Origin of the sequence: Pseudomonas sp. SHLD1, from assembly GCF_028640935.1 — a bacterium.
GTDB classification, from domain to species: Bacteria; Pseudomonadota; Gammaproteobacteria; order Pseudomonadales; family Pseudomonadaceae; genus Chryseomonas; species Chryseomonas aestiva.
On the sequence record NZ_JAQZAD010000035.1, the window covers coordinates 305,284 to 330,031 of the forward strand.

The window sequence follows — 24,748 nt, forward strand, 5'->3', positions numbered from 1 at the left end:
TCAGTGTCCGCTCTGGGCCTCGACGACGATCTGATAGAGCGCCTGACTGTCCCTGGCCTTGCGCAGCCGCTCGCGGATGTCGGCGCGATCGAGGATGCCGGCGATCTGGCGCAGCAGCGTGAGGTGCTGCTCGGTGGCGGCTTCCGGGACCAGCAGGACGAACACCAGGTCTACCGGAGCGCCGTCCAGGGAGTCGAAGTCGACCGGTTGCTGCAGGTGGAAGAGCACGCACAGCGGTTGCTGCAGACCCGCCAGGCGGCAGTGGGGAATGGCAATGCCGTTGCCGAAACCGGTCGAACCCAGGCGCTCGCGCGCCATCAGGCATTCATGGATGTGCGCCGCGTCGTGGCCGGGCAGTTCCTGCGCGGCCAGTTCGGCGATGCGTTCCAGTACAGCGGCTTTGCTGCCACCCGGCGCATCCGTCTGGGTGCGGCCGGGGGTCAGGATGTTTTCGAGTCTGATCATAAAGCGGCGATCGAAACCTCAGCGGACGCCGACGCCCTGCTGGCGTTCGATCGATTTTTCCTTGTGTTTAATCAGTTGGCGGTCGAGCTTGTCGGCCAGGAGATCGATGGCGGCATACATGTCGTCGTGCTCGGCATTGGCAACCACCGCGGCGCCGGCGACGTGCAGGGTGGCTTCGGCTTTCTGCTTGAGCTTGTCCACTTCCAGAATGACCTGGACGTTGGTGATACGGTCGAAGTGCCGTTCGAGGCGGGCGAGTTTCTCGCCGATGTAGTCACGCAGGGCTTCTGTCACTTCAAGCTGATGGCCACTGATGTTGACTTGCATACCGCTTCTCCTTATTGCCGGGCTGCGATCGGCGAAGCTGCTCGCCGACATGACACGGGTCGAACGAAGCACGGTCACACATCAGGACGCGTCAGATGAGACGCTTGCGTTCGCTGGACGGAGCGATACCCAGGGATTCCCGATACTTAGCCACCGTGCGACGAGCGACTTGTATACCTTGCGATTCCAGTAAACCAGCGATCTTGCTGTCACTCAACGGCTTTTTCGCGTTTTCCGCCGCCACCAATTTCTTGATGATCGCGCGGATCGCGGTGGAGGAGCATTCGCCCCCCTCGGCGGTGCTGACGTGGCTGGAGAAGAAATACTTGAGTTCGTAGATGCCACGCGGGGTGTGCATGAACTTCTGGGTGGTCACCCGGGAGATGGTCGACTCGTGCATGCCCACCGCCTCGGCGATGTCATGCAGGACCAGCGGCTTCATGGCCTCTTCGCCGTATTCGAGAAAACCGCGCTGGTGCTCGACGATCTGGGTCGCCACCTTCATCAGGGTCTCGTTGCGGCTCTGCAGGCTCTTGATGAACCAGCGCGCTTCCTGCAGCTGGTTGCGCATGTAGGTGTTGTCGGCGCTGCTGTCGGCACGCTTGACGAAGCCGGCGTACTGGGGATTGACCCGCAGGCGCGGCACGGCTTCCTGATTGAGCTCCACCAGCCAGCGCTCGTTATGCTTGCGGACGATGACGTCCGGCACCACGTATTCGGCTTCGCCGGATTCGATCTGCGAGCCGGGACGCGGATGCAGGGTCTGGATCAGTTCGATGACGGGCTTGAGCTCGTCTTCCTTGATCTTCATGCGCCGCATCAGCTGCGCATAGTCGCGGCTGCCGAGCAGATCGAGGTAGTCGCTGACCAGGCGCCTGGCCTCGCCGAGGAGGGGGAGGTTGGCCGGTAGCTGGGCCAGCTGGATCAGCAGGCATTCGCGCAGGTTGCGAGCGGCGACACCGGCCGGCTCGAATTGCTGGACGCGTCTGAGGACCACCTCGACTTCATCGAGATCGACTTCCAGTTCGGGATCCAGCGAAGCATGGATGTCTTCGAGGCTTTCCTGCAGATAGCCGTCGGTATCGATGCCGTCGATGATCGCCACGGCGATCAGGCGATCGAGATCCGACATGGGTGCCAGGTTGAGCTGCCAGAGAAGGTGGGTCTGCAGGCTCTCGCCCGCCGAGGTGCGAGTGGTGAAGTCCCACTCGTCGTCGTCATTGCTGGGCAGGCTGCTGGCGCTGGTCTGGTAGATGTCTTCCCAGGCGGTATCGACCGGCAGCTCGCTGTCGCTGGGGATGCGCTCGCTCCACTCGGATTCGTCGGCCATCTCGTTGGTGGCGACCGAAGTTTCCTTGAAGGTGGTTTCCATGTTGCCCGAGCCTGAGCTCTCATCGCCTTCGCTCGAGGCTTCGCTCTGGTCGAAGTCTTCACCTTCTTCCTGGCGTTCCAGCATCGGGTTGGACTCCAGGGCTTCCTGGATTTCCTGCTGCAAGTCGAGCGTCGAGAGCTGAAGCAGACGTATGGCTTGTTGCAGCTGCGGCGTCATCGTCAGCTGCTGGCCCATCTTGAGGACTAGCGATGGTTTCATGGCTGCGGAAATACACCTTGTCTACCGACGCGAACAGCGCCACCGAACCTCGCGAACCCTGCGAGCGTTAGCAAATTATATGCCTTGTTTCCCCGGGTTTGCCTAGAGGCGGAATTCGTGGCCCAGATAGACTTCCTTGACCAGGTCGTTGGCGAGGACTTCCTCGGCGGTACCCTCGGCGATGAGCTGGCCGTCGTTGACGATATAGGCCGTTTCGCAGATGGTCAGGGTTTCCCGGACATTGTGGTCGGTGATGAGCACACCGATGCCCTTGGCCTTGAGGTGGCGAATGATCTGCTTGATGTCGCCCACCGAGATGGGGTCCACACCGGCGAAGGGTTCGTCCAGCAGGATGAACTTGGGTGCGGTGGCGAGGGCGCGAGCGATCTCGACGCGGCGTCTTTCGCCACCCGACAGGCTCATGCCGCGATTGTCGCGGATATGGGTGATGTGGAATTCCTGCAGCAGGCTTTCCAGCTCGCGCAGGCGACCGGCCTTGTCCAGGTCCTTGCGGGTTTCCAGGATGCCGAGGATGTTGTCGGCCACGGTCAGCTTGCGAAAGATCGAGGCTTCCTGCGGCAGGTAGCCGATCCCGGCGCGGGCCCGGCCATGCATGGGCAGGGCGGTGACATCCTGATCGTCGATCAGCACGCGACCCTGATCGGCCTTGACCAGGCCGACGATCATGTAGAAACAGGTGGTCTTGCCGGCGCCGTTCGGACCGAGCAGGCCGACGATCTGACCGCTGTCGATGCTGACGCTGACGTCGCGAACGACCTGACGACCCTTGTAGCTCTTGGCCAGATGCTGGGCTTTGAGCGTGACCGTCATTGTCCCTGCCCCGACTGCTGCTGATCCTTGGGCTGGATGACCATGTCGATGCGCGGCCGTGGCGTGGTGACCTTGCTGCCGTTGGCGCGCCCGGCGTTGACGATCTGGCGCTGGGTATCGTAGACGATCTTCTCGCCTTCGAAGGTGTTGCCCTGTTGGACCACCTTGGCCTGATCGATCAGGATGATGCGATTTTCCTGGGCGAAATACTGGATCGTCAGACCATAGGCCTTGACGATGTCCTTGTCTGCCGAGGGCTTCTGCTCGTAGTAGGCCGGTTTGCCCACTGCGGTGGCGACCTTGATGTTGCCCTGGTTGTCCTGGGTCAAGGTCACCGTGTTGCCGGTGATCTTCATGCTGCCCTGGGTGATGACCACGTCTCCGCGGTACACGGCCACGCCCTGCTTGTCGTCGAGCTCGGCGCTGTCGGCCTGCACGCGGATCGGCTGGGTGCGATCGGTCGGCAGGGCCCAAGCCGCGGCACTGCCAAAGGTGGCGCCGAGGGTGAACAGGAAGGGGAGGGTTTTAACGAACCTCATGCTGGCCTCTTACGTTGGACAGCAGGAGCATTCTGCCGTCTTCTAGATACGCTTTCATGCCATTGGCCGTGGTCACCCCATTGGCGGCCTCGATTCTAACGGCTTGCTCGGTTTGCGCATATTGTTTGTCAGGAAAGACGGTCATGCGGGTGGTGGTCAACACCACCGGGCGGCCTTTTTCATCGGTACGCTCGACGCGCACGTCATCGATCAGCTCCGCCTGACTGCCACCGGGGGCGACCTCGGCGCGGGCACTGCGAATGTGCCAGGGATAGTCGGTACCGCGAAAGGCCAGCATGTCGGGCCGGGTCACCAGGGTGACGTCGGTCGCCTTGACGTGTTCGCTGCGCTCGGCCTTGAGTTCGTACTGGATCTTGCCGTCCAGGCGATACTGGATCGTCCGGGTATTGAGGGCATAGCCGTCGATGGCGCTGTCTTGCGGGGTCGACGAGGCCGGAGCATCGACGAAGCGCTGCGGCAGGATGTTCCAGTAGCCGATCGCGATGAGCGCGGCGGCGATCAGGACCAACAGCACGGGGCGGCGCAAGCTGCGAAACATGAGGGTACCTGTGGTGGGCCGCACCAGGGGCGGCGGGTTGAACACGAGATTGCGGCGTATTAGTCGGGCAGTATAACCCGGCCTACAGCACCCCGGCGCGTAGCAGGTCACCCATGTTGAGGGCGCCGATCGGCCGGCGCTCGTCATCGATCACCACCAGCGCGTTGATCTTGTGCTCCTCCATGATCTTCAGCGCCTCGGCGGCGAGCATCTGCGCCCTGGCGGTTCGACCGCCACGGGTCATCACGGTTGCGATCGCCGTGGCGCGCACGTCGATGCCGCGATCCAGGGCGCGACGCAGATCGCCGTCGGTGAAGATGCCGGCCAGACGACCATCGGTGCCGAGCACGCTGGTCATGCCCAGTCCCTTGCGCGACATCTCCAGCAGGGCATCGGACACCAGGGTGTCTTCGCTGACCTGCGGCAGGTCGACGCCGGCATGCATGACGTTTTCCACCTTGAGCAGCAGGCGCCGACCCAGGGCGCCGCCCGGGTGGGAAAAGGCGAAATCCTCGGCGGTGAAGCCGCGGGCCTCGAGCAGGGCGATGGCCAGGGCGTCGCCGAGCACTAGGGCGACGGTGGTGGAGGAGGTGGGTGCCAGATTGAGCGGGCAGGCCTCGGTGGCGACGCTGGTATCCAGGTTGACGTCGGCGGCCTTGGCCAGCGGCGAGGCGGGATTGCCGGCGAAGCTGATCAGCGGGACGCCGAGGCGCTTGATCAGTGGCAGCAGGGTCAGGATCTCACTGGAGGTGCCCGACTGGGAGATGGCGATGATGACGTCATCGCGGGTGATCATGCCCATGTCGCCATGGCTGGCTTCGGCCGGGTGCACGAAGAAGGCCGGACTGCCGGTGCTGGCCAGGGTCGCGGCGATCTTGTTGCCGACATGCCCGGACTTGCCCATGCCCAGGACCACGATCCGCCCGCGGCAGGCGAGCAGGCGGCGACAGGCGGCGGCAAAGCTTTCGTCGATACGTTCGCCCAGGGCGGCCACTGCCGCTCGCTCTACATCTATGGTGCGCTTGGCGGAAGCGATGAAATCTATTGAGTCGGGCATGGGTCAGAAGGCAGGTGACGGGACAATCGGAAATTATATGCGCAAAGCCGCGACACTCAGCAACGTCGCCCGCAGTTCAGGAGTCTCATCGGCAACGAATGCTATAGTGCCGCCCTTTTGCCGGGGCCGCCGAACGCGAGAGCCGCGTGCCCTGAAGCGGCGGAGCGGCGTCTCCCTGCACAGAGTTGAACCTTAGGAGTCTCGATGACCGTCGATAGCCCGTACGCCGTGGAGCTAAAGGGCGTTTCCTTCAAGCGCGGCACGCGTCTCATCTACGACCGGGTCGATATCCGCATCCCGCGGGGCAAGGTCACCGGGATCATGGGACCGTCCGGCAGTGGCAAGACTACCCTGTTGCGCCTCATCGCCGCCCAGTTGCGGCCAAGCAGTGGCGAGATCTGGGTCAATGGCGCCAATCTGCCGCAGCTGTCCCGGGGTGAGCTGTTCGACATGCGCCGGCAGATGGGTGTGCTGTTCCAGAGCGGCGCGCTGTTCACCGATCTCGATGTGTTCGAGAACGTGGCCTTTCCACTGCGGGTGCACACCAAGCTGCCCGAAGAGATGATCCGCGACATCGTCCTGCTCAAGCTGCAGGCGGTGGGCCTGCGCGGTGCCGTCGAGCTGATGCCGGACGAGCTGTCCGGCGGCATGAAGCGCCGGGTCGCCCTGGCACGGGCCATCGCCCTGGATCCGCAGATCCTCATGTACGACGAGCCCTTCGTTGGCCAGGACCCCATTGCCATGGGCGTGCTGGTACGGCTCATCCGCCTGCTCAACCAGGCGCTCGGGCTGACCAGCATCGTGGTCTCCCACGACCTGGCCGAGACGGCCAGCATCGCCGACTACCTCTATGTGGTTGGCGATACCAAGGTGCTGGGGCAGGGCACGCCGAAGGAGCTGCGCGAATCGCCCGATCCGCGGGTTCGCCAGTTCATGCAGGGCATCCCCGATGGCCCCGTACCCTTCCACTACGCCGCGCCTGATCTGCGCGATGCCTTGCTGGGGAAACACTGATGCGTAAGGTCTCCGCCGTAGAGCGGATTCGTCGGCTGGGCAAGGCCGGGCTGGACGTCGTGGCGGCCATTGGCCGCTCCGTCATCGTCCTGCTCCTGGCAGTGTTCGGTCGCGGTGGCGTGGGCAGCGGCCTGCAGCTGCTGGGCAAGCAACTCTATTCAGTGGGCGTGATGTCGTTGCCCATCATCGTGGTGTCGGGCTTCTTCATCGGCATGGTGATTGCCCTGCAGGGCTACAACATCCTGGTCAAGTACGGCTCCGAGCAGGCCGTGGGGCAGATGGTCGCCCTGACCCTGCTGCGCGAACTCGGCCCGGTGGTGACGGCGCTGCTGTTCGCCGGTCGGGCCGGTTCCGCCCTGACCGCCGAGATCGGCAACATGAAATCCACCGAGCAGCTGTCCAGCCTGGAAATGATCGGCGTGGATCCGCTCAAGTACATCGTCGCGCCGCGTTTCTGGGCCGGCTTCATTTCCATGCCCTTGCTGGCCGCCATGTTCAATGTGGTGGGTATCTGGGGCGCGGCCATGGTCGCCATCGACTGGCTCGGCGTCTACGACGGGTCCTTCTGGGCCACCATGCAGAACAGCGTGATGCTCAGCGACGTGCTCAATGGAGTGATCAAGAGCCTGGTGTTCGCCTTCGTGGTGACCTGGGTCGCCGTTTTCCAGGGGTATGACTGCGAGCCGACCTCCGAAGGCATCGGTCGCGCCACCACCCGTACCGTCGTCTATGCGTCGCTTGCCGTGCTCGGCCTCGACTTCATTCTTACCGCCCTGATGTTTGGAGATCTCTGATGCAAACCCGCACCCAGGAAATCGGTGTCGGACTCTTCCTGCTGGCCGGCGTGCTCGCATTGCTGCTGCTGGCGCTGCGGGTAAGCGGTCTGACGATGAGCGACCATCACGATACCTACAAGGTCTATGCCTACTTCGACAACATCGCCGGTCTCACCGTGAGATCGCGGGTGACCATGTCGGGCGTGACCATTGGCAAGGTCACCGCCATCGATCTCGACCGCAACAGCTACCGCGGCCGGGTCACCATGCAGATCGACAAGCAGGTGGACAACCTGCCGACCGACTCCATCGCCTCGATCCTGACCGCCGGCCTGCTCGGCGAGAAATACATCGGCATCAGCGTGGGCGGGGACGAACAGGTGCTCAAGGAAGGCTCGACCATTCGAGATACACAATCCTCGCTGGTTCTCGAAGACCTGATCGGCAAATTCCTGCTCAACTCGGTCAATAAAGACTCTTCCGCCAACAAATGATGAGAGGCTTCTCCATGCTCAAGCTACTTCGTCACGGAGTGATCGCGATCCTGGCCCTGCTGCCCCTGGTGTCCCAGGCGGCACCCTCGGCCCACGACGTGATCCAGCAGACCACCAGCACGCTGCTCAGCGATCTCGAGGCCAATCGCGACAAGTATCGCAGCAGCCCGGAAGCCTTCTACGAGTCGCTCAACAATATCCTCGGCCCGGTGGTGGATGCCGAAGGCATCTCGCGCAGCATCATGACCGTGCGCTATAGCCGCAGCGCCTCGCCCGAGCAGATGACGCGCTTCCAGGAAAACTTCAAGCGCAGCCTGATGCAGTTCTATGGCAACGCGCTGCTGGAATACAACAACCAGGGTATCCGGGTACTGCCCGAAGGTCCGTCCGACGGTCCTGATCGCACCAGCGTGGGCATGGAGGTCAAGGGCAACAACGGCGCCGTCTATCCGGTGCAGTACAGCATGGTCAAGCAGGGCAATGACTGGAAGGTGCGCAACGTCATCATCAATGGTCTGAACCTCGGCAAGCTGTTCCGCGACCAGTTCGCCCAGGCGATGCAGGAAAACGGCAACGACCTGGACAAGACCATCAACAACTGGGCGGGCACCGTGGCCAAGGCCAAGGATTCTCCCGAGGCCCAGAAGGCCAAGGTCGGTTCGTGAGTCGCGCCGCCATTACCCGCGAGGGCGCCCGGCTGCAGCTGTCGGGCGTACTCGATCACGCCAGTGTGCCGGTCCTGCGCGAGCAAGGTCGAACCCTGATCGCCCAGGGCAGCGGTCCGCTGGTGCTGGACTGCGCTGGCGTTGAGCACTCAAACAGCGCCGGGCTGGCGCTGTTGCTGGCCTGGTTGCGCGATGCCCAGGCCGCGGGCTGCTCGCTGGCTATCGTCAGGCTGCCCTCCGAGTTGCGGCAGATCGCCGAGGTCTCGGATGCCCTGGAGCTGCTACCCCTGGCGGACGACGCTCACGGGTAACGGTCATCGCAGTCGCCGTACAGCCGGTTTTTTTGTATGATCGCCGGCTGTACTAGATTGCCGAGGTGCCGCCATGCAGGCCCAAGAAGTCAAAAGCCTCCTTGAGGCAAAACTGGCCGATACCCAGGTTGAAGTGGAAGGCGAGGGCTGCAACTTCCAGCTCTACCTGATCAGCGACGAGCTCCAGGCACTCAGCCCGGTCAAGCGTCAGCAGCAGGTCTACTCCCATCTCCAGCCGCAGATCGCCGATGGCAGCATCCATGCTGTCACCATGAAATTCTTCACCCGTGCTGCCTGGGCCGAACGCGCCTGATTCGCAGCGCCGAGAACTCGCTATGGACAAACTGATCATTACCGGCGGCAACTGCCTGAACGGTGAAATTCGCATTTCCGGGGCCAAGAATTCCGCCCTGCCGATCCTGGCCGCGACCCTGCTCGCCGACACCCCGGTGACCATCGCCAACCTGCCGCACCTGCACGACATCACCACCATGATCGAGCTGTTCGGCCGCATGGGCGTCCAGCCGGTGATCGGTGAAAAGCTCAATGTCGAGGTAGATGCGTCCAGCATCAAGACCCTGGTCGCGCCCTATGAACTGGTCAAGACCATGCGCGCCTCGATCCTGGTGCTGGGCCCGATGGTCGCGCGCTTCGGCGAAGCGGAAGTCGCTCTGCCCGGTGGCTGCGCCATCGGCTCGCGTCCGGTCGATCTGCACCTGCGCGGCCTGGAGGCTATGGGTGCCAAGATCACCGTCGAAGGCGGCTACATCAAGGCCAAGGCGCCGGCCGGCGGCCTGCGCGGTGCCCACTACTATTTCGACACCGTCAGCGTGACCGGTACCGAGAACGTGCTGATGGCCGCCACCCTGGCCAAGGGGCGCAGCGTGATCCAGAACGCCGCTCGCGAGCCCGAGGTCGTCGATCTGGCCAACTGCCTGATCGCCATGGGTGCCAATATCCAGGGCGCCGGTACCGACACCATCACCGTGGAAGGCGTCGAGCGCCTGGGCGGCGCCACCTATTCGGTCCTGCCCGACCGCATCGAGACCGGCAGCTACCTGGTCGCCGCCGCTGCCACCCGTGGCCGCGTCAAGCTCAAGGACACCGATCCGACCATCCTCGAGGCCGTGCTGGCCAAGCTGGAAGAGGCCGGTGCCCACATCTCCACCGGCAGCAACTGGATCGAGCTGGACATGAAGGGCAATCGCCCCCGCGCGGTCAACATCCGCACGGCGCCCTACCCGGCGTTCCCCACCGACATGCAGGCCCAGTTCATCTCCATGAACGCCGTCGCCGAAGGCACTGGTACCGTGGTCGAGACCATTTTCGAGAACCGCTTCATGCACGTTCACGAGATGGTACGCATGGGTGCCAACATCGCCATCGAAGGCAATGCCGCCATCGTCACCGGCGTGCCCAGCCTCAAGGCCGCCCCGGTCATGGCGACCGACCTGCGCGCCTCGGCGAGCCTGGTCATCGCCGCCCTGGTGGCCGAAGGCGATACCCTGATCGATCGCATCTACCACATCGACCGCGGCTACGAATGCATCGAGGAGAAATTCCAGCTGCTCGGTGCCAAGATCCGTCGTACGCCCAAGTAAGGACCTCCGATGCTGACCATCGCCCTGTCCAAGGGCCGTATCCTCGACGACACCCTGCCGCTGCTGGCGGCGGCGGGGATCGCCCCGACCGAGAATCCGGACAAGAGCCGCAAGCTCATCATCCCGACCACCCAGGACGATGTGCGCCTGCTCATCGTTCGCGCCACCGACGTGCCCACCTATGTGGAGCACGGCGCCGCGGACCTGGGCGTGGCCGGCAAGGACGTGCTGATGGAGTACGGCGGCGATGGCCTCTATGAGCCGCTGGACCTGCGTATCGCCCGCTGCAAGCTGATGACCGCGGGTGCCGTGGGCGCTCCGGCGCCACGTGGCCGGCTGCGGGTGGCGACCAAGTTCGTCAATGTCGCCAAGCGCTACTATGCCGAGCAGGGCCGCCAGGTCGACATCATCAAGCTGTACGGCTCCATGGAGCTGGCACCGCTGGTGGGGCTGGCCGACAAGATCATCGACGTGGTCGACACCGGCAATACCCTCAAGGCCAACGGTCTCGAACCCCAGGAGCTGATCGCCCACATCAGCTCGCGCCTGATCGTCAACAAGGCCTCGATGAAGATGCAGCACGGTCGTATCCAGGCGCTCATCGAAACCCTGCGCCACGCCGTCGAGGCGCGTGGCGCCTGAGAACCTGTTCAAAGCCTGCTGCGCGTCGGCCAAACTACGTTAAAAATGGCCTGGAGGGTCAGCCCCGTCGGAATGCTCGTTTACCACTCGTAAACTCGTGCGCGAGCCCGGTCCGCTTCCTCAGCTATTTTCGTGTGGCCGCCTAGGCCTTGTTTGTCTCTAGCTAGCGAGACTTTGAACAGGCGCTAAGTCCTGGCCGGTAGCTGAATGCCGGCCAAGACTGCTTCCATCCTTCCAGCTTCGCCTATCCGTGCCATAGCCAAATTGTCGGGCGCCCACACGGAGCCGGCTGTTACTCTCGGGCGCCCCTTTCGCTCTCCTGAAGAGGATCCGCCATGACCGCTCCGCTCGCCATCCGCCGACTCGCCGCCTCCGCTCCGGATTTCGCCGAGCATCTGGATCATCTGCTGAGCTGGGAAGGGGTGTCCGACGCCGACATCAACCAGCGGGTCCTGGCGATCATCGCCGACGTCCGTCATCAGGGTGATCAGGCCCTGCTGGAATACACCCGGCGCTTCGACGGCGTCGAAACGACGTCCATGAGCGATCTCATCCTGCCGCGTGCGCGCCTGGAAGAAGCCCTGACCCGGATCACGCCGGAGCAGCGCACCGCGCTGGAAGCCGCCGCCGAGCGCGTCCGTCGTTATCACGAAAAGCAGCGCCAGGATTCCTGGCAGTACCAGGAGGCCGATGGCACCGTGCTCGGCCAGCAGGTCACCCCGCTGGATCGTGCCGGTCTCTATGTGCCGGGGGGCAAGGCCTCCTATCCGTCCTCGGTGCTGATGAACGCCATCCCGGCCAAGGTCGCCGGCGTGCGCGAGGTGGTCATGGTGGTGCCGACGCCCCGCGGCGAGGTCAACGAACTGGTGCTGGCCGCTGCGGCCCTGGCCGGTGTCGATCGCGTCTTCACCATTGGCGGCGCCCAGGCGGTGGCCGCCCTGGCCTATGGCACCGAAAGCGTGCCTCCGGTTGACAAGATCGTCGGCCCCGGCAACGTCTATGTCGCCACCGCCAAGCGCCACGTGTTCGGCAAGGTCGGCATCGACATGATCGCCGGCCCCTCCGAGATCCTGGTGGTCTGCGACGGCCAGACCGATCCCGACTGGATCGCCATGGACCTGTTCTCCCAGGCCGAGCACGACGAGGATGCCCAGGCCATCCTGGTCAGTCCGGACGCCGCCTTCCTCGACGCCGTGGCGGCCAGCATCGCCCGCCTGCTGCCCGAGATGGAGCGCGCCGACATCATCCGTGCCTCCCTGGAAGGGCGGGGTGCCCTGATCCAGGTCACCGACATGGCCCAGGCCATCGAAGTGGCCAATCGCATCGCCCCCGAACACCTGGAGCTTTCCGTCGCCGAGCCGGAGCAGTGGCTACTCAGCATTCGCCATGCCGGCGCCATCTTCATGGGTCGCTACACCGCCGAGGCCCTGGGCGACTACTGCGCCGGTCCCAACCATGTGCTGCCGACCTCGGGCACCGCGCGCTTCTCCTCGCCGCTGGGCGTCTACGACTTCCAGAAGCGTTCCTCGATCATCCACTGCTCGGCCGCTGGCGCTTCCACGCTGGGCCGGGTCGCCTCGGTCCTGGCGCGCGGCGAGTCCCTGACCGCCCACGCCCGCAGCGCCGAATACCGTATTCAGGAAGAGCAGGCATGAGCGAACTCTGGAGTCCCTTCGTCAAGAATCTGGTGCCCTATGTGCCGGGTGAGCAGCCCAAGCTGACCAACCTGGTCAAGCTCAATACCAACGAGAACCCCTATGGTCCGTCGCCGCGGGCGCTGGACGCCATCCGCGCCGCGGCTACCGATGACCTGCGTCTCTATCCCGATCCCAACGGCCAGGCGCTGAAGGATGCCGTCGCCCGCTACTACGGCATCCAGAGCGACCAGGTGTTTGTCGGCAATGGCTCGGACGAGGTGCTGGCGCACATCTTCCTGGGCCTGTTCGGCCATGGCCGACCCGTGCTGTTCCCGGACATCAGCTACAGCTTCTATCCGGTCTATTGCGGCCTCTACGACATCGCCTTCGAGACCCCGGCGCTGGACGAGGATTTCCAGATCGTCCCCGAGGACTATCTGCGCCCCAATGGCGGCATCATCTTCCCCAACCCCAATGCGCCGACCGGCAGCGCCCTGGCGCTGGACGCCATCGAGCGCATCGTCGCCGGCAATCCGACCTCGGTGGTGGTGGTGGACGAAGCCTATGTCGACTTCGGGGCGGAGTCAGCGGTCGCCCTGATCGAGCGCCATGCCAATCTGGTGGTGACCCAGACGCTGTCCAAGTCCCGTTCCCTGGCCGGTCTGCGGGTAGGCCTGGCCATGGGTCAGGCGCCGCTGATGGAGGCCCTGGAGCGGATCAAGAACAGCTTCAACTCCTATCCGCTGGATCGCCTGGCCCTGGCCGGCGCGACCGCTGCCTTCGAGGACCGCGCCTATTTCGACGAGACCTGCCGGCAGGTGATCGAGAGTCGCGAAGCGCTGGTGGGCGAGTTGCTGGCGCGCGGCTTCGAGGTCCTGCCCTCGGCCGCCAACTTCATCTTCGCCCGTCATGTGCACAAGGGCGGGGCGGTGCTGGCCGCGGGCTTGCGCGAGCACGGCGTCATCGTGCGCCACTTCAGCCGCCCCGAACGCATCGCCGACTTCCTGCGCATCACCATCGGTACGCCCGCGCAGAATCAGGCGTTGATCACGGCCCTCGACACCCTCTAAGGGCCGCTCATGGCCAGGCTCTGTTCGAAAAGTCGCCGAGCCTAGGCACTTTACGTACGGAGCCTAGCGCGCCTTCTCCATCAGGGGGCGCAGCCCGACGGTCACCTTGACCTGCACGGTCTTGTCCTGGCGCAGCACCTCGATGGGGATGCTGTCGCCAGGTTGCTTGCGGGCGATCTGGTTCATCGCCAGCCGGCCGTCTCTGATCGGTTGACCGGCCAGCTTGACCAGCACGTCGCCGGCGCGCAGGCCGCCCTTGTGTGCCGGTCCTTCCGGATCGATATCGGTCACCACGATGCCCTGGTCGACCTTCAGCCCGTAGGTCTTGACCAGCTCTGGCGTGATCACTTCCACCGCCACCCCCAGCCAGCCGCGGATGACCTGGCCATGCTGGATGATCGAGCGCATGACCTCCATGGCCAGCTTGATCGGGATGGCGAAGCCGATGCCCTGGGAGCCGCCGGAGAGGATGGCGGTGTTGATGCCGATCAGATTGCCGTTGGCATCCACCAGCGCCCCGCCCGAATTGCCCAGGTTGATCGCCGCATCGGTTTGGATGAAGTCCTCGTAGGTATTGAGACCCAGCTGGTTGCGGCCGGTGGCGCTGATGATGCCCATGGTCACGGTCTGGCCGACGCCAAAGGGATTGCCGATAGCCAGCACCACGTCACCGATGCGGATGGCGGTCGAATCGCCTACCGAGATGGCCGGCAGGTTGGGCAGGTCGATCTTGAGTACGGCAAGGTCGGTGGCCGGATCGTTGCCGATCAGCTTGGCCAGGGTCTGGCGACCGTCGGCGAGCGCCACCACGATGGATTCGGCGTCGAGGGTCACGTGGTTGTTGGTCAGCAGATACCCGTCATGGCTCATCAGCACGGCCGAGCCCAGGCTGAGTTCTTCCACCGGTTTGGTCGCGCCCTTGCGGTCACTGGCCGTATCGCCGGCCTTGCCCGGCTTGGCCGCCTTGGTCGAACGCAGCGATACCACCGCGGGCGCGGCGCGGCTCGCCGCGTCGGCGTAGGAGACCGGTCCCTGCTGACGCGAATTCGCGGGCGCCTGGGCCGCCTCGAACAGCGGCGGCTGGGCGGGCAGGCCGAGCCATTGCGGATAGCGCTGCATGATCAGGGCCGCAACGAGCAGACCGCACAGCACGGGCCAGCCGAGATAACGCAAAGCCTTGTACATCGATCACATCCTTGAATTTGTCCACCCGGGGTGCGCCGGATAAGCTGGCGGGCATTATAAGGAGCGGCGCCACCCGAAGACACGCTGTGGCGCCGCCAGCGAGGAGGTAAGCCGTCCGTGACCCTGTCCCTTGATCAATTGGTGGAGACCGCCGACCGCTACCTGGAGTCGGCCCGTATCCAGGATTATTGCCCCAACGGCCTGCAGGTCCAGGGCCGCGAGCAGGTGCGCCTGCTGGTCAGTGGCGTCACCGCCTCCCAGCAGCTGCTGGACGCCGCCGTGGCGGCCGGGGCCGATGCCATCCTGGTGCACCATGGCTATTTCTGGAAAAACGAGGACGCCCGCCTTATCGGCATGAAGCACCGGCGGATCAAGACGCTGCTGAGCCACGACATCAGCCTGCTGGCCTACCACCTGCCGCTGGACGTCCATCCCGAGGTGGGCAACAACGTCCAGCTGGGTCGCCGCCTGGGCCTGCAGGATATCCGGCCGCTGCCGAGTGATGCCAAGGGGCTGATCTGGCAAGGCGAATTGCCGCAGCCACGGTCCGCCGCGGACTTCGCTCGGCAGGTGGCGCAGGTGCTGCAGCGCGAGCCGCTGGTGGTCGACGGCGGGCGGTCGATCCGGCGCCTGGCCTGGTGCACCGGCGGTGCCCAGGGCTACCTCGATCAGGCCATTGCCGCAGAGGTGGATGCCTATCTCACCGGTGAGGTGTCCGAGCAGACGGTGCACAGTGCCCGTGAGAACGGGGTGAGTTTCTTCGCCGCCGGCCACCATGCCACCGAGCGCTATGGGGTGCAGGCGCTGGGCGATTTTCTGGCCGCGCAACTGGGCATCGAGCATCGTTTCATTGACTGCGACAATCCCGCCTGAGCGTCATAAGCATATAACTTCTGGATCTAGATGGCCTGGCGGGCCATAACCGTTGCCTATGGTAAGGTTGAGGTTCGTCCACGGCCCGCTCTGTCCGGTGTGTCCAGTCGACTGGATGCCGCAACGGACATCTTCTAGGCCACCTTTCTGCAATCGTGAGTAGCCATGCTCGACAAACAGACGCACCTCAAACAGCTTGAGGCGGAAAGCATCCACATCATCCGTGAAGTGGCCGCCGAGTTCGACAATCCGGTCATGCTGTATTCCATCGGCAAGGATTCGGCCGTGATGCTGCACCTGGCCCGCAAGGCCTTCTTTCCCGGCAAGCTGCCGTTCCCGGTACTCCACGTGGACACCGGCTGGAAATTCCAGGCCATGTACGAATTCCGCGATCGCATGGTCGCCGACATGGGGCTCGATCTGCTGGTGCACAAGAATCCGGAAGGGGTCGCCCAGGGCATCAACCCCTTCACCCATGGCAGCGCCAAGCACACCGACATCATGAAGACCCAGGGCCTCAAGCAGGCGCTGGACAAGTACGGCTTCGACGCGGCCTTCGGCGGCGCGCGCCGCGACGAGGAGAAGTCCCGGGCCAAGGAGCGCGTCTACTCCTTCCGCGACAGCAAGCACCGCTGGGATCCCAAGAATCAGCGTCCCGAGCTGTGGAACATCTACAACGGCAAGACCAACAAGGGCGAGTCGATCCGCGTCTTTCCGCTGTCCAACTGGACCGAGCTGGACATCTGGCAGTACATCTATCTCGAAGGCATCCCGATCGTGCCGCTGTACTTCGCCGCCGAGCGCGAGGTGATCGAGAAGAACGGTACCCTGCTCATGATCGACGACGACCGTATCCTCGAACACCTCTCGCCCGAGGAGAAGGCACGTATCCACAAGCGCCAGGTGCGCTTCCGTACCCTGGGCTGCTACCCCCTGACCGGCGCGGTGGAATCCCAGGCGACGACGCTGACGGACATCATCCAGGAGATGCTGCTCACCCGCACCTCCGAACGCCAGGGCCGAGTCATCGACCACGATGGCGCCGGATCCATGGAAGAGAAGAAACGTCAGGGGTATTTCTAAGATGTCGCACCAATCCGATCTGATCGGCCAGGACATCCTGGCCTACCTCGCGCAGCACGAACGCAAGGAGCTGCTGCGCTTTCTCACCTGCGGCAATGTCGATGACGGCAAGAGCACCCTGATCGGGCGCCTGCTGCACGACTCCAAGATGATCTACGAGGATCACCTGGAAGCCATCACCCGTGATTCCAAGAAGGTGGGCACCACCGGCGAAGAGGTCGATCTGGCACTGCTGGTGGACGGCCTGCAGGCCGAGCGCGAGCAGGGCATCACCATCGATGTGGCCTATCGCTATTTCTCCACCGCCAAGCGCAAATTTATCATCGCCGACACCCCCGGCCATGAGCAGTACACCCGCAACATGGCCACCGGTGCCTCCACCTGCGACCTGGCGATCATCCTGGTCGACGCCCGCTACGGTATCCAGACCCAGACCCGTCGGCACAGCTACATCGCCTCGCTGCTGGGCATCAAGCACATCGTGGTCGCCATCAACAAGATGGACCTGCTGGGCTTCGACGAGGCGGTGTTCGAGCGCATCAAGGACGACTACCTGGCCTTCGCCCAGCGCATCGACCTGAACGCCAAGGACATCCATTTCGTGCCCATGTCGGCGCTCAAGGGCGACAACGTGGTCAACCGCAGCGAGCAGACGCCCTGGTACAGCGGCAAGTCCCTGATGGAGATTCTCGAAACCGTCGAGATCGCTGCGGATCGCAACCTCGACGACCTGCGCTTCCCGGTGCAGTACGTCAATCGTCCCAACCTCAATTTCCGTGGATTCGCCGGGACCCTGGCCTCGGGCGTGGTCACCAAGGGCGATGCCGTCGTGGTCCTGCCGTCGGGCAAGGGCAGCCGGGTCAAGTCCATCGTCACCTACGAGGGTGAGCTGGAGCAGGCGGGCCCTGGCCAGGCGGTGACCCTGACCATGGAAGACGAGATCGACATCTCCCGCGGCGATGTCCTGGTGCATGCCGACAATCGTCCCCAGGTGACCGACAGCTTCGAGGCCATGCTGGTGTGGATGGCCGAGGAGCCCCTGCGCCCGGGCAAGAAGTACGACATCAAGCGCGCCACCAGCTATGTGCCGGGTTCGCTGCCGAGCATCGTGCACACGGTGGACGTCAACACCCTGGAGCACGGCGCTGCCAGCGAACTCAGGCTCAACGAGATCGGCCGGGTCAAGGTGGCCCTGGATGCCGCCATCGCCCTCGACGGCTATGGCGTCAACCGCACCACCGGTGCCTTCATCGTCATCGATCGCCTGACCAATGGCACCGTGGGTGCCGGCATGATCATCGCCGAGCCGGTGGGCGCTAGCGGTCACGGCCAGGGCGCGCATCAGTTGCACGTCGCCACCAGCGAGCGGGCGGCGCGTTTCGGTCAGCAGCCCACCACGGTGCTCTTTACCGGTCTTTCCGGTGCCGGCAAGACCACCCTGGCCTATGCGCTGGAGCGTCGGCTGTTCGATGCCGGTCGTGCGGTCTTCGTGCTGGACGGCCAGAATCTGCGCCACGACCTGAACAAGGGGCTGCCGCAGGATCGCGCCGGTCGTCGCGAGAACTGGCTGCGCGCCGCCCAGGTGGCCCGTCAGTTCAACGAGGCCGGCCTGATCGCCCTGGCTGCCTTCGTTGCACCCGATGCCGAGGATCGGGCCCAGGCCCAGGCGCTGATCGGCGCCGAGCGTCTGCTGACCGTGCATGTCAAGGCCTCGCCCAAGGCTTGTGCCGAGCGCGATCCCCAGGGACTCTATGCGGCCGGTGGTGACAACATCCCGGGTCTTTCCTTCGCCTACGATGCCCCGGAAGACGCGGATCTGGTAATCGACACCGAGCAGCTGTCGGTGGAGGAGGGCGTCCAGCAGATCCTCGACGTCCTGCGTCGGCGGCAGGTGATCTAGGGCGTTCAGCCATGAAAAAACCCGCCTCTCGGCGGGTTTTTTCATGAGCCTCTACCAGCGCGGGGGCGGGCCGTAGTAGTAGGCGCCGGGCGGCGGGCCGTAGTACACGGGGCGCGGTTCCACCACGCGATATTCGTAGACCGGTGCCGGTTCGTAATAGACCACGCGCGGCGGTGGCGGCGGTGGCCCTTCGACATAGACTGGCTCGCGGGCGTAGGAATGGGAGACGATGGCTCCGCCAACCACGGCGCCCACTACGGCACCGAGAAAGGCCGGACCGGGGCCACGACCGTGGGCGGACGCCTGACCGGCGATGGCGAGGCAACCGGCAAGCACCACGACTTGAGTGATGCGACGTAGCATGATCATTCTCCTGCAACCCGGGGAAATGAAACCGGGTATGTCTATCAGACCGCAAGGGCGGCGAGTCGCCTAGATCGACGCGGGTAAAGTTTGGGTAAAACCAAATTCGGGGACATCAGTCCCAACAACTCGAGGTCGACGTGTCCCCAGTCCCGCGGGATGCATCTCCTGTATCTGGTACCGCGACCGGTGCCCTGACCACGAGACCACCGTGCAGATTCTCTATACCGCTCTGATTCTCTTGCTGATGGTGGGTGCCACCCGTCTCAGCGCCCATCTCATTCCCATCCCGCTGCCCCTGATCCAGGTGGTGGTCGGCGCCTTGCTCGCCTGGCCCACCCTGGGGTTGCATGTCGCCCTGGACCCCGAACTCTTCCTGCTGCTGTTCATCCCGGCACTGCTGTTCTCCGATGGCTGGCGCATGCCCAAGCGGGAGTTCTGGCGTCTGCGCCGACCGATCTTCGTCCTGGCCTTCGGCCTGGTATTCCTCACGGTGCTGGGCGCCGGCTGGTTCCTGCACTGGATGCTGCACCTGCCCTGGGCGGTGGCCTTCGCCCTGGCGGCGGTACTGTCGCCCACCGATGCCGTGGCGGTCTCCAGCATCGTCCGCGGCCGGCTGCCCAGCGCCCTGCTGCACGTGATCCAGGGCGAGGCCCTGCTCAACGACGCCTCGGGTCTGGTGACCTTCAAGTTCGCCGTGGCGGCGGCCCTCACCGGCGTCTTTTCGCTGAGCCAGGCCAGTCTGGAATTCGTCATCGTCGCGGTGGGCGGCGTGCTGGTCGGCGGGGTGCTGAGCTGGCTGGTCGGCCGGGCGCGCGCCTGGATGGTGGTGAAACGCGGCTGGAGCGACGCCGCGCCCCATGTCGTCTTCATGCTCCTGCTGCCTTTCGCCGCCTATGTGCTGGCGGAGCGACTGGGCGTTTCCGGCATCCTGTCCGCCGTGGCCGCCGGGATGATGCAGAGCCGGGTCGACATGCTGCCCCGCCAGACCGCTACCCGCCTGCTCAATCACAGCGTCTGGGGGCTGGTGGAGTTCGCCTTCAACGGCCTGGTGTTCCTGATCCTGGGTCTGCAGCTGCCCGACATCCTGGCGGCCGCGCTGCCGGCCTCCCAGGCGCTCTGGCCGGCCGCGGGCTGGCTGACGCTCTATGTGCTGAGTGCCTACGGGGTGATCATGGCCATTCGCTTCGGGGTCATCCTCGGCTATTGGCACCTGAGCCAGCCTGGCAGCGGCCCCATCACCCTTGTGGGCGATCCGCGCCTGATCGCCGCCATCGCCTCGCTCAGCGGGGTGCGCGGCGCCGTGACCCTGGCCGGTGTGCTGTCGCTGCCGTTGATGCTCCCGGATGGCACGCCCTTTCCCCTGCGCGACATCCTGGTGTTCATCGCCGCGGGCGTGATCCTGCTGTCACTGGTGGTGGCGAGCATCGGTATTCCGCTGCTGCTGGCGCGCTTGCCGGAGCAGTCCAACGACCTGTTGCAGCGGGAGCGTTGCGAGGTGCGGATCAACGCCGCCCGGGCTGCCATCGCAGCGCTGGAAGACGTGGCATCGAACGATGCCGACGAGCCGGCGCGGGCAGCGCTGCAGGCCGAGATCAAGGCCGGCATCATCGCCGAATTCCGTGACGAGCTGAGTTCCGCCGACGACAGCGAGGATGCCCGTTCCCTCGCGCGCCTGCGGGATACCCTGGATGGCGAGCTGCGCCTGCTCGCCATCCGCGCCCAGCGCCGCGAACTCTACCGGCTGCGAATCGCCGGGGTGATCGATGACCTGGTGGTCAGCGAGTTCCTCCGCGAGCTGGACATCCAGGAGACCGCGCTGATGCGCGATCAGGGCAATCGCTAGCCCTGGCAGAAGCGGCGGATGCGCTCCGCCGCTTCCACGCATTCGGCCAGGGGCGCGACCAGCGCCATGCGGATGCGACCGGCGCCCGGATTGACGCCCGCCACTTCCCGCGACAGGTAGGAGCCTGGCACCACGGTCACGTGTTCGCGGGCGAACAGGTCGCGGGCGAAGGCTTCGTCATCGCCCGGTGTCCTGGCCCAGAGATAGAAGCCGCCATCCGGCAGCGACACCTCCAGGCTGCCCTGCAGGATATCCAGCACGGCGGCGAACTTCTGCCGATAGAGCTCGCGGTTCTCGCGCACATGGGCCTCGTCGCGCCAGGCCACGGCACTGGCCTTCTGCACCTGCACCGGCATGGCGCAGCCGTGGTAGGTGCGATAGAGCAGGAAGCGCTTGAGAATGGCGGCATCGCCCGCGACGAAGCCCGATCTCATGCCCGGCAGGTTGGAGCGCTTGGACAGGCTGTGGAAGACCACGCAGCGAGCGAAGTCGCTACGACCCAGTTCGGCGCAGGCGGTGAGCAGGCCGGGTGGCGGGCTGGCTTCGTCGAAATAGAGTTCGCTGTAGCACTCGTCGGCGGCGATCACGAAGTCGTATCGATCGGCCAGGGCGATGAGCTTTTTCAGCGTCGCCACCGGCAGCAGGGCACCGGTGGGATTGCCGGGCGAGCACAGGAACAGCAGCTGGCAGCGCTGCCAGACTTCGTCCGGCACGCTGTCGAAATCGGGATTGAAGCCCTTATCCGCCAGGCACGGCAGGTAGTGGGGCTCGGCGCCGGCGAGCAGGGCCGCGCCTTCGTAGATCTGATAGAAGGGGTTGGGACTCAGCACCAGGCCCGCCTGGCTGCGATCCACCACCGCCTGGGTAAAGGAGAACAGCGCCTCCCGGGTACCGGTCACCGGCAGCACGTGACGCGCCGGGTCCAGCCAGCCCGCGGGTACGCCGAAGCGCTGGCCGGCCCAGCTGGCGATGGCCTCGCGCAACTCGGCGATGCCAAGGGTGGTCGGGTAGACCGCCAGCTGATCCAGGTTGGCGGTCAGAGCCTCGGCGACGAAGGCCGGTGACGGGTGCTTGGGCTCGCCGATCGACAATGGAATCGGCTTGAGCGCCGCCGGCGGGGTCACGCCAGCGAGGAGGGCGCGCAGCTTCTCGAACGGATAGGGCTGCAGCAGGTCGAGGGTGGGATTCATCGTCGGGTGGTCCTTCGTTCGAGACTAGATGCTGATGCGGCTAAGTGGCGCCTGGCTGTCAGGCTCGCGCAGCTGTTTGATCAGGGCCTGCTGCAGGGCGCTGCAGAGGCCGGGATCCGCCAGCGGACGACCCTCGGCGTCGGTGACATAGAAGACGTCTTCCACGCGTTCGCCGAGGGTGGCGATCTTGGCGTTGAGCACGGACAGGTCGAAGTCGAGGAAGATCCGCCCCACCCGCGCCAGCAGTCCGGGCCGATCCGGGGCCGTCAGTTCGATCAGGCTCGCCGAGCGCGTGGTGTCGGTGTAGATGTTCACCTGGGGCGAGAAGGCGAAATGCTTGAGCTGGCGGGTCACGCGCCGGTTGATGATGCTCGGGTATTCCTCGGGATGCTTGAGCGCCTCGATCAGGCCGCCGCGGATCTGGGCGATGCGCGCGGGATTGTTGCCGATCGAGCCGCCATCGGTATCCAGCACGATGTAGGTGTCCAGGGTGAACTGGCTGCTGGAGGTGATGATGCGCGCGTCCTGAATGTTCAGGTTGAGCTGGTCCATCACCGCCACGGTCACCGCGAAGAAATCGTGCTGGTCCGCGGCATAGATGAAGATCTGGGTGCCGCCTTCGGAATCGCGCTGGGTGGTCTCGCGGATCAGCACCAGCGGCTCGGCGGTATCGCCATGGCCGAGGATGGCCTCGGTGTGCCAGGCGACGTCCAGCGCGGTATGCCGCAGGAAATAGGTGTCGCCCAGCTGCGACCAGAGCTGTTCGGCGTCATCGGCATCGATGCCGCGACGCATCAGGGTGTCCAGCGCCGATTGCTGGGTACTGCGGATCTGTTCTTCGCGATTGACCGGATTTTCCAGGCCGCGACGCAGGGCGCGCTTGGTCTCGGTGTAGAGCTGGCGCAGCAGGGTCGCGCGCCAGGAATTCCACAGCGACGGATTGGTCGCGGTGATGTCGGCCACGGTGAGGACGTACAGATAGTCCAGGTGGGTGTGGTCACCGACCGTCAGGGCGAAATCGTGGATCACCTGGGGGTCGGAAAGATCCTTGCGCTGGGCGGTGGTGGACATCACCAGGTGATTGCGCACCAGCCAGCTGACCAGGCGGGTGTCCCACTCCGGCAGCTGGTGACGGCGACCGAAGGCCTCGACGTCTGCCGCGCCCAGTTCCGAGTGATCGCCACCCCGGCCCTTGGCGATGTCGTGGTAGAGGCCGGCGATGTAGATCAGCTCCGGCTTGGGCAGCTTGTGGATCACCCGCGTCGCCAGCGGATACTTCTCGGCGAGTACGTCATAACTCATCTTGCGCAGATGCTTGATGAGATTGAGCGTATGGGCGTCCACCGTATAGATGTGGAAGAGGTCATGCTGCATCTGGCCGACGATCTGGCCGAATTCGGGCAGGTAGAGCCCCAGCAGCCCGTAGCGATTCATCCGTCGCAGGTTGCGATGGATGCCGGATTCGCTCTTGAGCAGTTCGATGAAGAGGCTGGTATTGCGGATGTCCTGGCGAAAGGCGTCGTCGATGAGGTGACGGCTGTCGCGCAGCAGACGGATGGTGCCGGCACTGGGTCCCTTGATCGCGGGATTTTGCGCCAGCAGCACGAACAGCTCCATCAGCGCGAAGGGGGTGCGCAGGAACACCTGGGGGTGCACCACCTCCAGATAACCGTTGCGGATCTGGAATCTGTTGTTGAGCGGAGTCACCGCGACTGGCACCTGCTCGTCGCGCAGATTCACTTCCTCGAAGTGCTGCATGACCACATCGCTGAGCTGGGACACGTCCATCACCACCCGGTAGTACTTCTGCATGAAGCGTTCTACCGCCAGCTTGGCGTCGTTGTCCTCGTAGCCGAGCAGGCTGGCGATGCGCCGCTGGTGGTCGAACAGCAGCCGATCCTCGGCGCGCCCGGCCAGCATGTGCAGGGCATAGCGGACCTTCCACAGGTATTCCTGCGCCGAGATCAGCAGGCTGCATTCGCTTTCGGTCAGGAAGCCCTGGCCTACCAGGGCCTGCAGATTGAGGGTGCCGAACTGCCGCCGGGCGATCCACAGCAGCGTCTGGATGTCGCGCAGACCGCCAGGCGAACCCTTCACGTTGGGTTCGAGGTTGTACTCGGTGTCGTTGTACTTGGCATGCCGCGCACTCTGCTCGGCGCGCTTGGCCAGATAGAAGGCGCGTCCTGGCCAGAGGTGCTCGACACTCGTGGCCGCCAGCATTGCCTGGCGCAGGTGCTCGGGGCCGGCGAGGGTACGGCTTTCCATCAGGTTGGTGATCACCGTCAGGTCGGCCAGGGCCTCGGTGGTGCATTCGCGCAGGGATCTGACGCTCTGCCCCACGGCCAGGCCCACGTCCCACAGCAGGGTCAGGAAGCCCTCGATGGATTCGCGGAAGCGTTCCTGTTCCTCCTCGGCCAGCAGGATCAGCAGGTCGATGTCCGAGTGCGGATGCAGTTCACCGCGGCCATAGCCGCCCACCGCGAGCAGGGCGATGCCATCCCCCGGCCAACTGAAGCGATTCCAGGCGGCGATCAGCATCTGGTCGATGAACCAGGCGCGATCCTCGACCAGCCGGCGCACGCTGCGGCCCGCCATGAAGCGGGCATCGAGAGTGGCGTTCGCGGCCCGGATGAATTTCTTGAAGGCCGCGAGGGGGCTGGCTTTCAGCGAAAGCTCAGCCTGGAACTGACCGGCGTCGAACAACTCCGAATCGACCTGGGGCATGGGCG

General features: G+C 64.7%; 25 protein-coding genes. 14 read left to right on the forward strand and 11 right to left on the reverse strand.

What is annotated here, in order from left to right; all coding sequences use genetic code 11:
* From ptsN to PVZ77_RS25010, 7 genes are all read right to left on the reverse strand, one after another.
* On the reverse strand, positions 1-465 hold the full coding sequence (ptsN, locus tag PVZ77_RS24980; protein ID WP_273808720.1) for a PTS IIA-like nitrogen regulatory protein PtsN: 465 nt from the start codon (positions 463-465) through the stop codon (positions 1-3).
* 18 nt (positions 466-483) lie between these two features.
* On the reverse strand, positions 484-792 hold the full coding sequence (hpf, locus tag PVZ77_RS24985; protein WP_007159519.1) for a ribosome hibernation-promoting factor, HPF/YfiA family: 309 nt from the start codon (positions 790-792) through the stop codon (positions 484-486).
* 91 nt (positions 793-883) lie between these two features.
* A complete protein-coding gene (locus tag PVZ77_RS24990; RefSeq protein WP_273808721.1) occupies positions 884-2,383 on the reverse strand; it encodes an RNA polymerase factor sigma-54 in 1,500 nt (499 codons plus the stop codon).
* A 102-nt stretch (positions 2,384-2,485) separates the two neighbouring features.
* A complete protein-coding gene (gene lptB / locus PVZ77_RS24995) occupies positions 2,486-3,214 on the reverse strand; it encodes an LPS export ABC transporter ATP-binding protein (RefSeq protein WP_017640054.1) in 729 nt (242 codons plus the stop codon).
* Positions 3,211-3,753: a lipopolysaccharide transport periplasmic protein LptA gene (gene lptA, locus PVZ77_RS25000; RefSeq protein WP_007159516.1), complete on the reverse strand. Its 543-nt coding sequence runs from the start codon at positions 3,751-3,753 to the stop codon at positions 3,211-3,213. Before lptA ends, lptB begins: the two co-directional genes overlap by 4 nt.
* The gene (lptC, locus tag PVZ77_RS25005; protein ID WP_007159515.1) at positions 3,740-4,312 is read right to left on the reverse strand and encodes an LPS export ABC transporter periplasmic protein LptC; all 573 of its coding nucleotides are present in this window, start codon (positions 4,310-4,312) and stop codon (positions 3,740-3,742) included. Before lptC ends, lptA begins: the two co-directional genes overlap by 14 nt.
* A gap of 82 nt (positions 4,313-4,394) precedes the next feature.
* Positions 4,395-5,369 carry a KpsF/GutQ family sugar-phosphate isomerase gene (locus tag PVZ77_RS25010; RefSeq protein WP_273808722.1) on the reverse strand — a complete coding sequence of 325 codons (975 nt, stop codon included), beginning with the start codon at positions 5,367-5,369 and terminating at the stop codon, positions 4,395-4,397.
* A 204-nt stretch (positions 5,370-5,573) separates the two neighbouring features.
* Between PVZ77_RS25010 and PVZ77_RS25015 the strand changes: the two genes are divergently transcribed.
* The 10 genes from PVZ77_RS25015 to hisC all read left to right on the forward strand — a co-directional run bounded on the left by PVZ77_RS25015 (position 5,574) and on the right by hisC (position 13,579).
* Entirely contained in the window at positions 5,574-6,383 is an 810-nt protein-coding gene (locus PVZ77_RS25015) for an ATP-binding cassette domain-containing protein (protein WP_187978685.1), read from the forward strand.
* Positions 6,383-7,177, forward strand: coding sequence for a lipid asymmetry maintenance ABC transporter permease subunit MlaE (mlaE, locus tag PVZ77_RS25020; protein WP_059314028.1), 795 nt, complete (start codon positions 6,383-6,385; stop codon positions 7,175-7,177). Before PVZ77_RS25015 ends, mlaE begins: the two co-directional genes overlap by 1 nt.
* Positions 7,177-7,653: an outer membrane lipid asymmetry maintenance protein MlaD gene (gene mlaD / locus PVZ77_RS25025; RefSeq protein WP_007159511.1), complete on the forward strand. Its 477-nt coding sequence runs from the start codon at positions 7,177-7,179 to the stop codon at positions 7,651-7,653. The genes mlaE and mlaD overlap by 1 nt, the downstream gene beginning before the upstream one ends.
* Positions 7,654-7,667: 14 nt before the next feature.
* Positions 7,668-8,318 carry an MlaC/ttg2D family ABC transporter substrate-binding protein gene (locus PVZ77_RS25030; RefSeq protein WP_187978686.1) on the forward strand — a complete coding sequence of 217 codons (651 nt, stop codon included), beginning with the start codon at positions 7,668-7,670 and terminating at the stop codon, positions 8,316-8,318.
* On the forward strand, positions 8,315-8,629 hold the full coding sequence (locus tag PVZ77_RS25035; RefSeq protein WP_273808723.1) for an STAS domain-containing protein: 315 nt from the start codon (positions 8,315-8,317) through the stop codon (positions 8,627-8,629). Before PVZ77_RS25030 ends, PVZ77_RS25035 begins: the two co-directional genes overlap by 4 nt.
* 73 nt (positions 8,630-8,702) lie before the next feature.
* Positions 8,703-8,942: a BolA family protein gene (locus PVZ77_RS25040; RefSeq protein WP_007159508.1), complete on the forward strand. Its 240-nt coding sequence runs from the start codon at positions 8,703-8,705 to the stop codon at positions 8,940-8,942.
* 22 nt (positions 8,943-8,964) lie between these two features.
* Entirely contained in the window at positions 8,965-10,230 is a 1,266-nt protein-coding gene (gene murA / locus PVZ77_RS25045) for a UDP-N-acetylglucosamine 1-carboxyvinyltransferase (RefSeq protein WP_273808724.1), read from the forward strand.
* Between the two features lie 9 nt (positions 10,231-10,239).
* Positions 10,240-10,872: an ATP phosphoribosyltransferase gene (hisG, locus tag PVZ77_RS25050; protein ID WP_007159506.1), complete on the forward strand. Its 633-nt coding sequence runs from the start codon at positions 10,240-10,242 to the stop codon at positions 10,870-10,872.
* A 335-nt stretch (positions 10,873-11,207) separates the two neighbouring features.
* A complete protein-coding gene (gene hisD, locus PVZ77_RS25055; protein ID WP_273808725.1) occupies positions 11,208-12,527 on the forward strand; it encodes a histidinol dehydrogenase in 1,320 nt (439 codons plus the stop codon).
* Entirely contained in the window at positions 12,524-13,579 is a 1,056-nt protein-coding gene (hisC, locus tag PVZ77_RS25060; RefSeq protein ID WP_273808726.1) for a histidinol-phosphate transaminase, read from the forward strand. Before hisD ends, hisC begins: the two co-directional genes overlap by 4 nt.
* Before the next feature lie 63 nt (positions 13,580-13,642).
* Here the strand turns inward: hisC and PVZ77_RS25065 are convergent, their stop codons facing one another.
* On the reverse strand, positions 13,643-14,764 hold the full coding sequence (locus PVZ77_RS25065) for a S1C family serine protease (protein ID WP_273808727.1): 1,122 nt from the start codon (positions 14,762-14,764) through the stop codon (positions 13,643-13,645).
* A 117-nt stretch (positions 14,765-14,881) separates the two neighbouring features.
* Between PVZ77_RS25065 and PVZ77_RS25070 the strand changes: the two genes are divergently transcribed.
* The 3 genes from PVZ77_RS25070 to cysN all read left to right on the forward strand — a co-directional run bounded on the left by PVZ77_RS25070 (position 14,882) and on the right by cysN (position 18,620).
* Positions 14,882-15,637 carry a Nif3-like dinuclear metal center hexameric protein gene (locus tag PVZ77_RS25070; protein ID WP_273808728.1) on the forward strand — a complete coding sequence of 252 codons (756 nt, stop codon included), beginning with the start codon at positions 14,882-14,884 and terminating at the stop codon, positions 15,635-15,637.
* 165 nt (positions 15,638-15,802) lie between these two features.
* Positions 15,803-16,720: a sulfate adenylyltransferase subunit CysD gene (cysD, locus tag PVZ77_RS25075; RefSeq protein WP_007159501.1), complete on the forward strand. Its 918-nt coding sequence runs from the start codon at positions 15,803-15,805 to the stop codon at positions 16,718-16,720.
* 1 nt (position 16,721) lies between these two features.
* Positions 16,722-18,620 (forward strand): sulfate adenylyltransferase subunit CysN, encoded by a 1,899-nt coding sequence (cysN, locus tag PVZ77_RS25080; protein ID WP_273808729.1) that lies wholly within the window; start codon positions 16,722-16,724, stop codon positions 18,618-18,620.
* A 51-nt stretch (positions 18,621-18,671) separates the two neighbouring features.
* Here the strand turns inward: cysN and PVZ77_RS25085 are convergent, their stop codons facing one another.
* On the reverse strand, positions 18,672-18,983 hold the full coding sequence (locus tag PVZ77_RS25085; RefSeq protein WP_273808730.1) for a hypothetical protein: 312 nt from the start codon (positions 18,981-18,983) through the stop codon (positions 18,672-18,674).
* A 211-nt stretch (positions 18,984-19,194) separates the two neighbouring features.
* On the opposite strand from PVZ77_RS25085, the gene PVZ77_RS25090 reads away from it, so the two are divergent.
* Positions 19,195-20,829, forward strand: coding sequence for a Na+/H+ antiporter (locus tag PVZ77_RS25090; protein WP_273808731.1), 1,635 nt, complete (start codon positions 19,195-19,197; stop codon positions 20,827-20,829).
* On the opposite strand, the gene dapC is transcribed toward PVZ77_RS25090, so the two are convergent.
* Both dapC and PVZ77_RS25100 read right to left on the reverse strand, forming a co-directional pair.
* Positions 20,826-22,019, reverse strand: coding sequence for a succinyldiaminopimelate transaminase (gene dapC, locus PVZ77_RS25095; RefSeq protein ID WP_273808732.1), 1,194 nt, complete (start codon positions 22,017-22,019; stop codon positions 20,826-20,828). The two genes, PVZ77_RS25090 and dapC, sit on opposite strands and share 4 nt — an antisense overlap.
* A 24-nt stretch (positions 22,020-22,043) precedes the next feature.
* Positions 22,044-24,743, reverse strand: coding sequence for a [protein-PII] uridylyltransferase (locus PVZ77_RS25100; protein WP_273808733.1), 2,700 nt, complete (start codon positions 24,741-24,743; stop codon positions 22,044-22,046).
* Between the last annotated feature and the right edge of the window lie 5 nt (positions 24,744-24,748).